This is a genomic window from Bradyrhizobium sp. (genome assembly GCF_052389815.1).
Taxonomy (GTDB): Bacteria; Pseudomonadota; Alphaproteobacteria; order Rhizobiales; family Xanthobacteraceae; genus Bradyrhizobium.
The window spans coordinates 1-13,674 of sequence record NZ_JBQTHN010000065.1 but is presented as its reverse complement, the minus strand read 5'-3'; the positions used below and the strand labels follow the sequence as shown (position 1 = coordinate 13,674).

Here is a 13,674-nt window from a genome sequence, read left to right as displayed (position 1 = left end):
AGTACGCCGCGGCCTATCGAGTTATCTCTCACGTCTCTGGAATTCTGGATCACGCGCATTCGCGGGTGATGACAGTTCCGCTCAATCCTGCTCCGGCTTCAGCGTTTCCGGCCGCGGCATCGAGATGATGTTGTAGCCGGAATCGACGTAGTGCACCTCGCCGGTGACGCCGCCGGACAGATCGGAGAGCAGATACAGCGCCGAGCCGCCGAGCTCCTCCAGCGTCACGCCGCGGCCGAGCGGCGAGTTCTTCTGCTGGAACGCGAACATGGTGCGGGCATCGCCGATGCCGGAGCCGGCAAGCGTACGGATGGGGCCTGCGGACAGCGCGTTGATGCGGATGTTGCGCGGGCCGAAATCGGCGGCGAGGTAGCGCACGGAAGCCTCCAGCGCGGCCTTGGCGACGCCCATCACGTTATAATTCGGCATCACCCGCACCGAGCCGCCGAAGGTGAGCGTGATCATGGTGCCGCCGCTCGGTGGCATCAATTCCGCCGCGCGCTTGGCGAGCTCGGTGAAGGAGAAGCAGGAGATCACCATGGTGCGGGAGAAATTCGCGCGCGTGGTATCGGCGTAGCGGCCCTTCAGCTCGTTCTTGTCCGAGAACCCGATGGCGTGGACGAGGAAATCGAGACCGCCCCATTTGGCGCGCAGCGCCTCGAACACGGAGTCGACACTGGCGATGTCCTCGACGTCGCAAGGCAGCACGGTGTCGACCTTGAGCTCTTCGGCGAGCGGCTTGACGCGCTTGCCGAGCGACTCGCCCTGATAGGTGAAGGCGAGTTCCGCGCCCTGGGCCTTGACCGCCTGGGCAATGCCCCATGCGATGGAATGATCATTGGCAATGCCCATGATCAGACCGCGTTTTCCTTGCATCAGGCCCTGCATCGTTTGCTCCACCCTATGTCGTCATCACCCGCCTTGTGCGCAATTGCGCACTGGAGCGGGTGATCCAGTATTCACAGGCATTCGTGAGAATCACAAGGGCCGCGGCGTACCGGATGCCCGCTTGCGGGGAGCATGACAGATCACGTCACGCATCCATCCGCTTGAACACCAGCGTGGCGTTGGTGCCGCCGAAGCCGAAGGAGTTCGACAGCACGGTGGCGAGCTTGGCGTTGTCGATGCGCTTGCGCACGATCGGCATGTCGGCGAACACGGGATCGAGCTCCTGGATATGCGCGCTCTCGCAGACGAAGCCGTTGTTCATCATCAGGAGCGAATAGATCGTCTCCTGCACGCCGGTGGCGCCGAGCGAGTGACCGGTCAGCGCCTTCGTCGCGGAGATCGGCGGGCACTTGTCGCCGACGCCGAACACCTTGCGGATCGCCTCGATCTCCGGCGGATCGCCGGCCGGCGTCGAGGTGGCGTGCGGATTGATGTAGTCGATCGGCGTCTTCACTGTCTCCAGCGCCATGCGCATGCAGCGCTCGGCACCCTCGCCTGATGGCGCGACCATGTCGTAACCGTCCGATGTCGCGCCGTAGCCGACCATTTCGGCATAGATGCGCGCGCCGCGCGCCTTGGCGCGCTCCAACTCTTCGAGCACGACGACGCCGGCACCGCCGGCAATGACGAAGCCGTCGCGGCTGATGTCATAGGGGCGCGAGGCGGTGGCGGGCGTGTCGTTGTATTTCGAGGACATCGCGCCCATGGCGTCGAACAGCACCGACAGCGTCCAGTCGAGTTCCTCGCAGCCGCCGGCGAAGATGACGTCCTGCTTGCCCATCTGGATCGTCTCATAGGCATTGCCGATGCAATGATTCGACGTCGCGCAGGCCGAGGAGATCGAATAGTTCACGCCCTTGATCTTGAACCAGGTCGCAAGCGTGGCAGACGCCGTCGACGACATGCCCTTGGGCACGGCGAACGGGCCGACGCGTTTCGGGCCCTTGGTGCGCGCGATGTCGGCGGCTTCCACCAGCGTGCGCGTCGACGGCCCGCCGGAGCCCATGATGATGCCGGTGCGGACATTGGAGACCTCGGTGGGCTCGAGACCTGAGTCCTGGATCGCCTGCTCCATCGCGACGTGATTCCACGCAGCACCCTCGGCCAGAAAGCGCATGGCTCGGCGGTCGATCACCTCGGCTGGATTGAGGGTCGGCGCACCCTGGACCTGCGAGCGGAACCCGAGCTCCTTGTACTTCGCGGCGTGAGTGATGCCGGACTTCGCCTCATGCAGGCTCGACAGCACTTCCTGGGTGTTGTTTCCGATGGACGAGACAATGCCCATCCCCGTGATGACAACCCGCCTCATGTTCGCCTCGCCCTGTCCATTCGCCTTGGTGTGACGGCTAAAATATAAGTTCAGTTGCCGGGCTGCGTGCCCTGCTTGAACAGTCCGACCTTCAGATCCTTCGCGCGATAGATAATCTCGCCATCCATGGAAAGCCACCCGTCGGCGATGCCGAGCACCAGCTTTCCACGCATCACGCGCTTGATATCCGTCTGGTAGACGACCTTGCGGGCCTGCGGCAGCACCTGCCCGGAAAACTTCAATTCGCTCAGCCCCAGCGCGCGTCCGCGGCCCTCGCCGCCGGTCCAGCCGAGGTAGAACCCGACCATCTGCCACAGCGCGTCGAGGCCGAGGCAGCCGGGCATCACGGGGTCGTTCTTGAAATGGCAGCCGAAAAACCAGAGGTCCGGCTTCACGTCGAGCTCGGCGCGGACCAGGCCCTTGCCATACTCGCCGCCGGTGTCGGCGATCTCGCTGATGCGATCGAACATCAGCATCGGTGGCAGCGGCAGCTGGGCGTTGCCGGGCCCGAACATCTCGCCCCGGCCGCAAGCCAGCAGATCCTCATATTCGTAGCCGTTGCGCCGATTGAGCATCGTCTCAAATACCTTTCGAGTTCCCGATTGCGCGTTTTGAGCGGGATGGCAACCCCGCGGGCGACGCGCACCTGCCCCGGCAGGCCGCAAATAGCCCTGAAAAGCCCTGCGGAGACCGGTATCGGCCATTGCCGAAATCGCATGGCTCGGATTGGGCCGCTCTGTAACATAGCGATCCACAGCCGGCAAAGCGCCGATGCGGGGTAAATCGCCGCGTCTTCCGCAACGTTCCCCTTAACCCTGGTCAAGTTCTAGTTGCGAAAAACTTGCATCTAGTGCAATTCCTTCTATATTCCAGTTAAGTAATGCTGGAAGTACGAGTACGGGCCCGACCTTGGATATCAACGACGCAACGACCCGCAACGACGACGCCGACACCACCGCAGCACGCCCGGCTGGGCATCAGCCGGCGCTGACCGGTTGCCCGTGGCACGACGTCAACGAAATGCTGCAGGCGGCGGGATTGCGCCCCACCCGCCAGCGCATGGCTTTGGGCTGGCTGCTGTTCGGCAAGGGCGCGCGTCACCTCACCGCGGAAATGCTTTACGAGGAAGCGACGCTGGCCAAGGTTCCGGTGTCGCTCGCGACCGTCTACAACACGCTCAACCAGCTCACCGATGCTGGTCTCTTGCGCCAGGTCAGCGTCGACGGCACCAAGACCTATTTCGACACCAACGTGACGGCGCACCACCACTTCTACCTCGAGAACAATCACGAGCTGGTCGATATCCCCGACCCGCACCTCGTGCTCTCGAAAATGCCCGACGTGCCCGAGGGCTACGAGATTTCCCGCGTCGACATGGTCGTGCGCCTGCGCAAGAAGCGCTGAGTTTCGCCACAATAATGGTTGTCATGCGCGGGCTTGACCCGCGCATCCATCGTTCTTGAAAGAATCGCTTTTTCGAAGTGGATAGATTGCGGGGTCAAGCCCGGCAATGACAAGCTATTCCACCTTCTCGCCTTCGTAGACACCCCACAGGCGCTGCTGCTCGATCCAGCCATCGAAGCCGCTGCCGATGACGCGACACCAGCCGTTCGCACATTTCTTCACCTGCGCGACGACGCCGGCCTGCAGCCGCGCCGCGACCGCGCTGGTCGGATCGGCGCTGTCATGGAGCGGGGCGAGTTCGCCCTTGCTCTTCATGGTGACGACCGCAGTGCGGCGGCCGGACAGCATGGAGTGATAGACCCAGCCTTCGGAGCCTTCGGAATCGCGCACCCGGCGCCAGTTCTCGAATTCGGCCGTGACCTCCACCGGCAGGCCCGCGCGGGTATAGACCCAGGCCACGTCATTGTCCTTGGTCGGACCGGCCCTGACATTCACATGATCGGACTTGAGGCTGACATAGCGCGGAATCGGTAAACCGCTCGTGGCCGTCGGCGAATCCTTTGCCGCATGGCCGATACCTCCCAGCGCTCCCAGCATCGCCGCTGCCAGGACCGCCACTGCACCGAAACGCACCCACCCCATCCAACTCGTCTCCCGCCGGAAACGCGGCAACTCAACCGCCTTGTGCCGGTCCCGCTTGTCTTGACGCCAAAACCCCAAATCCCCTGTGCAGTTGCGGAATCGAAGCCCTTGTCGATTTCCTTGCTTCTTGTCTTGGCCCGGCCTTCTGCTAGAGAGGACGGAACAACACGAGAGCCGAATTTTCCCGGCGAAATCCGGGTTAAATATCGGGGAACCCAAGGAAATGCCGGGGACCGCGCTGCAAGAATGCAGTGTCGAACAACCGGGTTAATGAGGTCTGAACGGCAGGCTTTCGTTAAGCTCAGCCTCATGAAAGCGGAAAATGTCGGTTAAGAAAAAGCCTCTCGTCGTCGTCACACGCAAGCTGCCGGACTCCATCGAGACCCGGATGCGCGAGCTGTTCGACGCGAAGCTCAATCTCGACGACGTTCCGATGACGGGCGAGCAGATCGCGGAAGCCGTGCGCACCGCCGACGTGCTGGTGCCGACCGTCACGGATGAAATCAAAGAAGAAATCCTGAAACAGCCCGACTGCAAGCTGCGCCTGATCGCCAACTTCGGCAACGGCGTCGACAACATCGACGTCGCCGCGGCGCATGCCCGCGGCATCACCGTGACCAACACGCCGAAGGTGCTGACGGAAGATACCGCCGACATGACCATGGCGCTGATCCTCGCCGTGCCGCGCCGGATGATCGAAGGCGCCTCGATCCTCACCGAAGGCAAGCACTGGGCGGGCTGGTCGCCGACCTGGATGCTCGGCCACCGCATCGGGGGAAAACGCCTCGGCATCGTCGGCATGGGCCGCATCGGGCAGGCGGTGGCGCGCCGCGCCCGCGCCTTCGGCCTGCAGATCCATTATCACAACCGCCGCCCGGTGGCGCCGCAGATCGCCGAGGAGCTGGGCGCGACCTACTGGGAGAGCCTCGACCAGATGCTGGCGCGGATGGACATCATCTCGGTGAACTGTCCGCACACGCCGGCGACCTATCATCTGCTGTCGGCGCGCAGGCTGAAGCTGATCCGCAAGGAAGCCTATATCGTCAACACCGCGCGCGGCGGGGTGATCGACGAAGACACCATGGTCAAGCTGATCGAGAGCGGCGAGATCGGCGGCGCCGGCCTCGACGTCTACGAGCACGAGCCGGCGGTCAATCCCAAACTTGTACGGCTGGCGAAGGCCGGCAAGGTGACGCTGCTGCCGCATATGGGCTCGGCCACCATCGAAGGCCGCGTCGACATGGGCGAGAAGGTGATCATCAACATCCGCACCTTCCTCGACAACCACAAGCCGCCGGACCGCGTGCTGCCGAGCATGCTGTGAGTGCGGCGGCAGGGCCGGAGCCAAAACTTCGAAAACAACCCCATGCAAAGTAGAAATGGGGTGTCCTGCCGGTTACCTGTTACCGGGCATGCGCCGAGCATGGCAGCGTGAGCGAGACTCGTACCGCGCTGCTGGATCGTCTCGCTGTCACCATTGCGACCTTGCATCCGGACCGGCGCATCCGCGCGAGCGTCGATGATTTCCACAATCCGCGCACCGCTCGCTACGCCCGCGGACGCGGGGCGGGGTGCGACGGCACCGTGGTTCGTCTTTCAACCCCCGGGGCCGTCCCTCATGATGAAGCCCATCAGGTCGTCCACGTTGTGCTCCAAATCCCGGATGATGTTCTTGACGACGTCTCCGACCGAGATCACGCCGACGACCTTGCCAGCATCCAGCACTGGCAGATGGCGAAAACCGCGCTTAGCCATCATTGCCATGCAGCCGTCCAGCGGATCGTCCGGCTTGACGGTCACCGGGTTGCCCGTCATCACTTGGCCCACCGGCGTCTGCTTCGCATCGAGCCCTGGCAGCAGCACCTTGATCGCGCAGTCACCCTGGGTCACGATACCGACCAGCACGTCGTCGTCGATGACCAGCACCGACCGGACCCGGTGTTCGCGCATCCGGTGCAAGGCATCGACGACCATGTCGCCGGAACGAACATGGATCAGGGCGCCGCTCTTCTGGGCCAGAGCGCTTTTTACTGTGCTCATCGATCTCTTCTCGTCGGCCCTGTCCTGCACCGCCTTGGTGGTGCGCATTGAAGGCTAGTCGAAATATCGTGCCTTGTCAGCACCGCGCCGAACTCGCCCAGTCTGGCGGTATGGCCGAGTCTGTGAGCTTCCGAAACGACGAGACTTTCATTACCGGATGAATGAGACGCCATCCAACTTCACTTGGATGGTGGTTCATGTGTGGTAACCGAAGCCAGCGCGGAGTCCGCTTGGGGTCAGTCGCGTCAGTTTGACGGTCGGCCGGCGACTTCCGGTCCACCCCAATCAACGGACCTATGCAGACCGGCCCGGTTGGTCAGTTTCGGGCCAAAACTCGACATCAACAGGACAATGGCAAAGTCATGTCGCTTGTCGGCGGCCATAGCCCGATGCACTTTTTCGCTTTGCGTTGATCGCGGCGCTTCAAACCCGATTCACTGTCCCGGCCATAACGCCAATAAACGATCCGGTGAAGAAAGAGGCACTAAGCATTATTAGACTGCCCGTCACGGAGAGAACAAGCTTGTCTTGAACAAAATGAAATACGATCCACTCCAGCAGCATGCAAATTAGCCCGCAGCCTGCCGGCCAAATCGCACGCCGCCGAACTGCGAGCCGCTGGGCCGGGCCAAGCAGCTCAGAGTTCCGTGATAGAGTCCAGGATCGGCGAAACGATACCTCGAAACTCAAGGCTACCACGATCAGACAGGCAGTGAGGAAGTAACCAGACATTAGCCTTGGTGCCAACCGTTACCATCTTGAAGGACACAGACGAGACAATAGCGTGGATTGATTGCCTCGACCTTAAGGAGATAGCGAAGAAACAGTGTATCGGAGCACTATTCCAAACTCGTCAGCGAAGTCCGCTCTGGGGTCATTTGCAGACGTTCCCGGCCGATCAGAGTCTTGTCCGCCTTACCTGGGAAGCGGACAATCCGGAATCTTCATCTGAAAGTACGCGCCCTCAGCGATGCCCGCTCAAATCCACGATGGTCGGCGCCTCGCCGTTGAGCGGGTTTTGCGGGTCGCGCTTGTAGCGCAGCGTCTCGAAGCGCATCGACAGCGCATCGATCATCAAGAGGCGGCCGACGAGGCCTTCGCCGAAGCCGACGATCTCGCGGATCGCCTCCATCGCCATCATCGAGCCGAGCACGCCCGCCAGCGCGCCCATCACGCCGGCTTCCGCACAGGTCGGCACGGTGCCGGCGGGCGGCGGCTCCGGAAACAGGCAGCGATAGGTCGGGTTCAATTCGCCATCGGCATTGCGCTCATGGGCGCGAATGGTGGTGAGCGAGCCGTCGAACATGCCGAGCGCGGCCGTGATCAGCGGCTTGGCTGCGAGATAGCAGGCATCGGAAACGAGATAGCGCGTCTCGAAATTGTCGGAGCCGTCGAGCACGAGGTCGTAGCCGCCGATGATGCTCATCGCGTTGGCCGCGTTGAGCCGGACCGCGTGGGATTCGAACAGCACATGCGGATTCAGGCTGCGGATCTGCTCGGCCGCGCTGTCGACCTTGAGCCTGCCCACCTCGGGCGTCGTATGGATGATCTGGCGCTGCAGGTTGGAGAGCGACACCTTGTCGTCGTCGACCACGCCCAGCGTGCCGACGCCGGCGGCGGCGAGGTACATCAGCGCCGGCGCGCCGAGCCCACCCGCGCCGATCACCAGCACGGAGGCCTCCTTCAGCGCCGCCTGGCCGGGGCCGCCGACCTCGCGCAGCACGATGTGCCGGGCGTAGCGTTCGAGTTCCTTGTCGCTCAGCATTCAATCTGGCCCTGTCTCGCCCGTGGCCATCCTTCGAGACGCGGCTGCCGCCGCTCCTCAGAGAATGTGAATCTATTCGACTTTCGCGATTTTCGACGACTCTAAGTCTTTGATTTGACTCATGTCGAAAATTGCCGGAATCGAAAGATTCACAGCCTCTCAGGATGAGGCCTGTTCCTGAACCGGCATCCGGTTGTTGCCTACCAAGCAGATGTGCATAATCGGCGATAGCTGCAATCCCGGGATTTGTCATGAGAACGGCGCTTTCGGCAACCTTGTTGGTCGCGGTGATGGCATGGCCGGCCGGTGAAGGCGCCGTTGCGCAGGCGCCGGCCGCCGCGCCCGCGCGGCCCAAGCCGGCGACGGTGCGCCCGCCCAGGACGCAAACTCCCGCCGATACCGCCAATGCCATGGCGCAGGCCGAGCGGTTGGCGCTGCAATCGGACCTTGCCTGGGTCGGCGAGTATAACGGCGCGATCACGGGCGAAGTCTCAGAGCGCATGGTCAACGCCATCAAGGAATTCCAGAAGAGCCGCGGCGCGCGGCCAACCGGCGTGCTCAACCCGCAGGAGCGCGGCGTCCTCGCCGACACCGCCAAGAAGCGGCAGGAGAATGTCGGCTGGAAGATCGTCTCCGATGCCGGCACCGGCGTGCGACTCGGCATCCCCCAGAAACTGGTGCCGCAGCAGAGCAGCGACGCCAATGGCAGCAAGTGGACGTCGCCGACCGGCACGGTGCAGATCCTGCTGACCCGGCGCAAGGAAGCCACTCCCACCACCGCCAGGCTGGCCGAGCAGGAGAAGAAGTCGAACGGCCGCAAGGTCGACTACAACGTCGTCAAGCCCGACTTCTTCGTGCTGTCGGGCCTGCAGGGGCTGAAGAAATTCTACGTGCGCGGCACGTTCAAGGGCGACGAAGTCCGGATCATGACGATCCTGTACGACCAGGCCGTCGAAAACACCGTCGAGCCCGTCGTAATCGCGATGTCGAGCGCGTTCACGCCGTTCCCGGCCGGGGCGCAGGCGGGGCCGCCGCCGCGCAAGACGGTGGAGTATGGCACCGGCATCGTGGTCGCCGGGGACGGCAGCATCGTCACCGACCGCCAGCTGATCGAGGCCTGCGTCGCCATCGCGATTGCCGGCTTCGGCAATGCCGAGCGCATCGCCGAAGACAAGGAGCGCGACCTCGCGCTGCTGCGCATCTATGGCGCGCGCGGACTGAAGCCGCTCAACCTTGCCGGCGGCGGCAAGGCCGCGGTCGAGCTCACCGGTATCGCCGATCCGCAGAGCCAGGGCGGCGGCAATGCCGTCAGCAGCATCAAGACGTCCGTCAACGGCACTGAACTCGTGCCAGCGCCGGCGATCGGCTTCTCCGGCGCTGCCGCCACGGATGCCGACGGCAAGTTCGCAGGGCTCGCGCAGCTGAAGCCCGTGCTGGTCGCCGGACCCGCCAACGGCACAGCTGCTCAGGCCGCACTCGTGCCGGCCGACGCCATCAGGGATTTCCTGAAGGCGAACGGTGTCAACGCAACGGGCACGTCGTCGGACGCCAAGGCCTCCGTCGTGCGCGTGATCTGCGTGCGGAAGTAGACACGCATTCGGTTGTCATCATCCGCGAAGGCGGATGATCCAGTATTCCAGAGCCATCGCGATAGACCGAGAGGCCGCAGCGTACTGGATACCCGCTTTCGCGGGCATGACAAGTTATGTTGCCGTGTGAGTATCCCGTTTCAGCGCAATCCGAACCGCACGCCGGCACGCGCAAGGCCGCCTGACATCCCGATCGGTGTGCCGTCGGCGCGCCAGCAGGCGGCACCCGACATCCCGCCGTCCTCGTCGAACGCGATGCCGTTCATGCCGCCGCCGACCGTGGACATCGCCACGACCTCGTGGCCCATCGCCCGCAGCTTTTCGCGCACGCTCTCCGGCACCGCCGGCTCGACCTCCAGCGCATTGCCCTCGGTCCAGACCCGCGGCGCCTCGACGGCCTCCTGCAGCGTCATGCCGTGGTCAATCAGGTTGACCAGCGCCTGCATGGCGCTCGGGAAGATGCGTTTTCCCCCGGGCAGGCCCAGCGCATAACGCAGCCTGCCGTCGCGCAGCGCCATCATGGGCGACATCGAGGTGGTGACGCGCTTGCCGGGCGCCAGCGACAGCGCATGACCCGGCCGGGGATCGTAGAGATTCATGTAGTTGTTCGGGATGGTGCCGAGCCCAGGAATGAGAATTTTGGCGCCGAACAGATTGTTGATGGTCTGCGTGGTGGCGACCACGTTGCCGAAGCTGTCTGCCGCCGTCATGTGCGTGGTGTGCGCGCTTTCGAGCTGCGCGACGCCGGCGCCCCAGGCCTGCGCCCTGGCGTCGTCGATGCTGCGGCGGCGTTCATCGGCATAGGCTTTTGAGGTGAGCCGCTCGACGGGCACATTGATATAGGCGGGATCGCCGCTGGCGGCCTCGCGATCCGCGAACGCGATCTTCATCACCTCGGCAAGATAGTGAATGGTCTGCGCGGTGCCGAAGCCGAGCGAGGCGATGTCGTAACCTTCAAGAATGTTCAGCATCTCCGCGATGTGCACGCCGGACGCCGCGGGCGGCGGCGGACCCATGATCTGCCAGCCCCGATAATCGGCGCGGATCGGCTGCCGCTCGACCGTCTCGTAGGTCTTGAGGTCTTCGTGCGCGATGAACCCGCCCTTGGCTTTCATGTAGTCGACGAGGACATTGCCGAGCAGGCCGTTATACAGCGCGTCCGGACCATGCTGCGCGATATAGGTCAGCGTCTCCGCATATTCGGCCTGCACGACGCGCTCGCCCGGCTTCAGCGGCACACCCTTCGGCAGGTAGATCGCCGAGATCGGCTCGTCCTTCAGCATGACGGCAGCGCCGTCTGTGATGCATTCGTGCAGGTAAGGCGTCGCCGCAAAGCCGCGCGCGGCATGCTTGATCGCAGGCTGCATCACGTCGGCAAGGCTCATGGTGCCGAAGCGTGCCAGCGTCTCGCACCAGGCCTTCAGCGAGCCGGGAACGGCGACGGCCTTCGGCCCATTCAGATTCTCGTCATCGACCGTGTCGAACACGTCGTGCGGCGAGCCCGGCTTCGACGTGTACGTTTCCGGCTTAACCGCCAGCGGCACGGTGCTCTGGCCGTCGATGAAACGGTGGCTGCCGTCGGCAGTGCGAATATGCGCCATGCCGCCGCCGATGATGCCGACCATCATCGGCTCGACCACGGTGAGCGCGAACAGCGTCGCGATCGCCGCATCCACCGCGTTGCCGCCCGCGGCCAGCATCTCCGCGCCCGCAGCCGAGGCCAGCGGATGATTGCTCACCACCATGCCGCGGCTGGAAGTGGCCGGTTGCTTTTCGCACTCGAAGGCCGTCGCTGCGCGGTCGCGCCAGATTCCGCCGATCGCCATTGCTTTTCTCGTTCTGGGAAGCGATGAACGCGATGTTCCCTTCCCTTGCGCGCGCGGTCAAGCCATTCCGATTTTCCTCGTGACGGCTATGCCTTGAGGTAAGTCTCAGCCCTCCCGGCGATTTCACGGGCCTTCACTGCAGCGGCACCGGTATAAGTCTCCGGCTTGCCCAGCATATTGATCGTCTCCGGCGGGATTTTGCGCCACACTTGGTCTGCCGACTCCTGCGCAAGCGCCCATTGCGTCGCTTCAAGAAGCGAGACTCCACCCTGTCGTGAATGTGGCATAGCGACGTGATTCACCAGCTCGTGAGCGTCGCCTTCATAGCCTGCCATCTGGAGGGCGATGTAGATCGGCTCGGCAAGAATGGCATCGCCTTGCGCTTCGAAGTTTCGCTTGAGTGATGCTTCGTCGACCGCGATGCGTGAGATGAACGGTTTCCCATCCGCTTCGCGCAACAGGATGTTGAGTTGATTGACCAGATTGACCACGATGACAGGCAAATCCCGGGCGATCGGGCTGCCGACCAGGTCACGCTGATGCTCGCTGATCATCGTCGCCAGAACCTTGCCGAATTCGATCTGGTTCTTGATCCATGTCGCCTCGAGGTTCTCGAAATTGATCGGGTTTCTCTTGTGCGCCATGGTTGACGATCCGACCTGTCCTTTCTCGAAGGGCTCGCCGAGCTCGGCAATTTCCGTCCGCATCAGGTGCCGGCCATCCCGGCCAAGCTGGCCGAAGGCGGCGGAAAGTTTGACGCAGGCGAACAGGTAGTCGGCCAGCGGTTCTGGCGAAAGAATCTGCGTACTGATCGGAGCCGGCTTGAGCCCGAGCTTTTCCAGCACACGCGCCTCAAAGGTCTTGTCACCACAGCGAGCTGCGATGCCGAGACCCACTTGCGCGTTGTAGACGCCGACAGCGCCGGAGATTTTCCCCACCAGTTTTTCCGCGGCGCTGTTGGCACTCTGGATGTTGGCGAGAATCCGGCTGAGGATCGTTGCGAACCAGAAGCCGACGGTGATGGGCAGCGCGTGCTGTCCATGCGTCCGGCCGATCTGGGGCTGAACCGCAAATAAGTTGACCTGCTCGACGAAGTGACGAACCACGTTGTCGGTCAATCGCCTTACCACCTCGTGTCCACGCACGAACTGCAGCGCCCTGGCCGTGTCGAGCGCATCGTAGCTCGTGAGCGGAACGTGAATCCAGCGCCGAAGCCCTGGGTCCACCTTGCTCTGGGCAATTCGCACCCATGCGCGAATATCGTGCTTGGTCACCGTACGCTCGACATCATCGACTTCAGTTGTCGTGATGGCGAGAAGCTCCTGCTCAACGGCAGGCGTGAGCGATGCGATATTGGCCTTAGGGATGATCCCGATATCGGCCAACGTTTTCATCGTCGCGATTTCCACTTCGGCAACGGCCCGAAACAGGTTGTCGTAGCCGAAGACTGATTGCAGGTCTTTCGGCTGATACCGGGGGTTCCCTGGAAGCGAGTGATTTCCCATAGTTGCTCCTGACGGGCGTTCGTCGACCTACTTCTGGCACTTCGGGCACCAGAAGGTCGAGCGGCCGTTCTGGTTGAAGCGGCGCACCGTGCCGCCGCAGCGCTTCGTCTGGCACTTTTCGCCCTCGCGGTCGTAGACCTGGAACGAGTGCTGGAAATAACCGAGCTCGCCCGAGGTCTGGCGATGGTCGCGCAGCGACGAGCCGCCGGCCTTGATCGCCAGATTCAGCACGGTATGAATTTCCTCCACCAGCCGCCGCGCATGATCGGTGGTCTCGCCCTTTTTGGTCGAGAGCGTCGCGGCAAGCCGGCGCGGGGATAGGTGGGCGCGATAGAGCGCCTCGCAGACATAGATGTTGCCAAGTCCCGCCACCACGCGCTGGTCGAGCAGCGCGGCTTTGAGACTGGTCTTCTTGTTGTGGCAGGCGCGCGCCAGCATGTCGGCGTCGAACTCGTTGCCGAGCGGCTCGGGCCCCAGCCCGGCCAGCAGCGGCTCGTCCTCCAGCTCGCCCCGGGCGATGATCTTCATGTAGCCGAAGCGGCGCGGATCGTTGAAGATGACAGACGCGCCCGACGACATGTGAAACACGACATGGTCGTGGGCGCGGTCCTCGCTGCGGGGGTAGTGAAATTCGCCGGGCACCGAA

Annotated in this window: 12 protein-coding genes; 3 read left to right on the top strand and 9 right to left on the bottom strand. The window is 63.3% G+C overall.

The window, feature by feature from the left end:
- Positions 1–81 precede the first annotated feature (81 nt).
- From fabI to fabA, 3 genes are all read right to left on the bottom strand, one after another.
- Complete coding sequence (gene fabI, locus ACT4OC_RS11240; RefSeq protein ID WP_444839057.1) at positions 82–888, bottom strand: enoyl-ACP reductase FabI; 807 nt, start codon at positions 886–888, stop codon at positions 82–84.
- A gap of 145 nt (positions 889–1,033) precedes the next feature.
- The gene (fabB, locus tag ACT4OC_RS11235; RefSeq protein ID WP_444839056.1) at positions 1,034–2,257 is read right to left on the bottom strand and encodes a beta-ketoacyl-ACP synthase I; all 1,224 of its coding nucleotides are present in this window, start codon (positions 2,255–2,257) and stop codon (positions 1,034–1,036) included.
- Positions 2,258–2,307: 50 nt separating this feature from the next.
- A complete protein-coding gene (fabA, locus tag ACT4OC_RS11230) occupies positions 2,308–2,832 on the bottom strand; it encodes a 3-hydroxyacyl-[acyl-carrier-protein] dehydratase FabA (protein WP_444839055.1) in 525 nt (174 codons plus the stop codon).
- Between the two features lie 340 nt (positions 2,833–3,172).
- Here fabA and irrA point away from each other — a divergent pair, with 340 nt between their 5' ends.
- Positions 3,173–3,661 carry an iron response transcriptional regulator IrrA gene (gene irrA, locus ACT4OC_RS11225; RefSeq protein ID WP_444839104.1) on the top strand — a complete coding sequence of 163 codons (489 nt, stop codon included), beginning with the start codon at positions 3,173–3,175 and terminating at the stop codon, positions 3,659–3,661.
- 114 nt (positions 3,662–3,775) lie between these two features.
- On the opposite strand, the gene ACT4OC_RS11220 is transcribed toward irrA, so the two are convergent.
- Positions 3,776–4,303: an SH3 domain-containing protein gene (locus tag ACT4OC_RS11220; protein ID WP_444839054.1), complete on the bottom strand. Its 528-nt coding sequence runs from the start codon at positions 4,301–4,303 to the stop codon at positions 3,776–3,778.
- 322 nt (positions 4,304–4,625) lie between these two features.
- Here ACT4OC_RS11220 and ACT4OC_RS11215 point away from each other — a divergent pair, with 322 nt between their 5' ends.
- On the top strand, positions 4,626–5,627 hold the full coding sequence (locus tag ACT4OC_RS11215) for a 2-hydroxyacid dehydrogenase (RefSeq protein WP_444839053.1): 1,002 nt from the start codon (positions 4,626–4,628) through the stop codon (positions 5,625–5,627).
- A gap of 272 nt (positions 5,628–5,899) precedes the next feature.
- On the opposite strand, the gene ACT4OC_RS11210 is transcribed toward ACT4OC_RS11215, so the two are convergent.
- Together ACT4OC_RS11210 and ACT4OC_RS11205 are read right to left on the bottom strand one after the other, a co-directional pair.
- On the bottom strand, positions 5,900–6,391 hold the full coding sequence (locus ACT4OC_RS11210; RefSeq protein ID WP_444839052.1) for a CBS domain-containing protein: 492 nt from the start codon (positions 6,389–6,391) through the stop codon (positions 5,900–5,902).
- 916 nt (positions 6,392–7,307) lie between these two features.
- Complete coding sequence (locus tag ACT4OC_RS11205) at positions 7,308–8,108, bottom strand: HesA/MoeB/ThiF family protein (protein WP_444839051.1); 801 nt, start codon at positions 8,106–8,108, stop codon at positions 7,308–7,310.
- Positions 8,109–8,359: 251 nt separating this feature from the next.
- Between ACT4OC_RS11205 and ACT4OC_RS11200 the strand changes: the two genes are divergently transcribed.
- Positions 8,360–9,697, top strand: a complete 1,338-nt coding sequence (locus tag ACT4OC_RS11200; RefSeq protein ID WP_444839050.1) for a serine protease — start codon at positions 8,360–8,362, stop codon at positions 9,695–9,697.
- Between the two features lie 140 nt (positions 9,698–9,837).
- Here the strand turns inward: ACT4OC_RS11200 and ggt are convergent, their stop codons facing one another.
- The 3 genes from ggt to mutM form a co-directional block, all read right to left on the bottom strand.
- Positions 9,838–11,517 (bottom strand): gamma-glutamyltransferase, encoded by a 1,680-nt coding sequence (gene ggt, locus ACT4OC_RS11195; RefSeq protein WP_444839103.1) that lies wholly within the window; start codon positions 11,515–11,517, stop codon positions 9,838–9,840.
- A 92-nt stretch (positions 11,518–11,609) separates the two neighbouring features.
- Positions 11,610–13,028 carry a lyase family protein gene (locus ACT4OC_RS11190; protein ID WP_444839049.1) on the bottom strand — a complete coding sequence of 473 codons (1,419 nt, stop codon included), beginning with the start codon at positions 13,026–13,028 and terminating at the stop codon, positions 11,610–11,612.
- A gap of 27 nt (positions 13,029–13,055) precedes the next feature.
- The coding region (gene mutM / locus ACT4OC_RS11185; protein WP_444839048.1) for a bifunctional DNA-formamidopyrimidine glycosylase/DNA-(apurinic or apyrimidinic site) lyase at positions 13,056–13,674 on the bottom strand (619 nt) is incomplete at its 5' end.

Bases quoted from the DNA above. Each gene is read 5' to 3' on its own strand.
- ACT4OC_RS11220 (WP_444839054.1), bottom strand. From the start codon at position 4,303: ATGGGGTGGGTGCGTTTCGGTGCAGTGGCGGTCCTGGCAGCGGCGATG.
- fabB (WP_444839056.1), bottom strand. From the start codon at position 2,257: ATGAGGCGGGTTGTCATCACGGGGATGGGCATTGTCTCGTCCATCGGA.
- fabA (WP_444839055.1), bottom strand. From the start codon at position 2,832: ATGCTCAATCGGCGCAACGGCTACGAATATGAGGATCTGCTGGCTTGC.
- ACT4OC_RS11215 (WP_444839053.1), top strand. From the start codon at position 4,626: ATGTCGGTTAAGAAAAAGCCTCTCGTCGTCGTCACACGCAAGCTGCCG.
- ACT4OC_RS11200 (WP_444839050.1), top strand. From the start codon at position 8,360: ATGAGAACGGCGCTTTCGGCAACCTTGTTGGTCGCGGTGATGGCATGG.
- ACT4OC_RS11210 (WP_444839052.1), bottom strand. From the start codon at position 6,391: ATGCGCACCACCAAGGCGGTGCAGGACAGGGCCGACGAGAAGAGATCG.
- ACT4OC_RS11190 (WP_444839049.1), bottom strand. From the start codon at position 13,028: ATGGGAAATCACTCGCTTCCAGGGAACCCCCGGTATCAGCCGAAAGAC.
- fabI (WP_444839057.1), bottom strand. From the start codon at position 888: ATGCAGGGCCTGATGCAAGGAAAACGCGGTCTGATCATGGGCATTGCC.
- ACT4OC_RS11205 (WP_444839051.1), bottom strand. From the start codon at position 8,108: ATGCTGAGCGACAAGGAACTCGAACGCTACGCCCGGCACATCGTGCTG.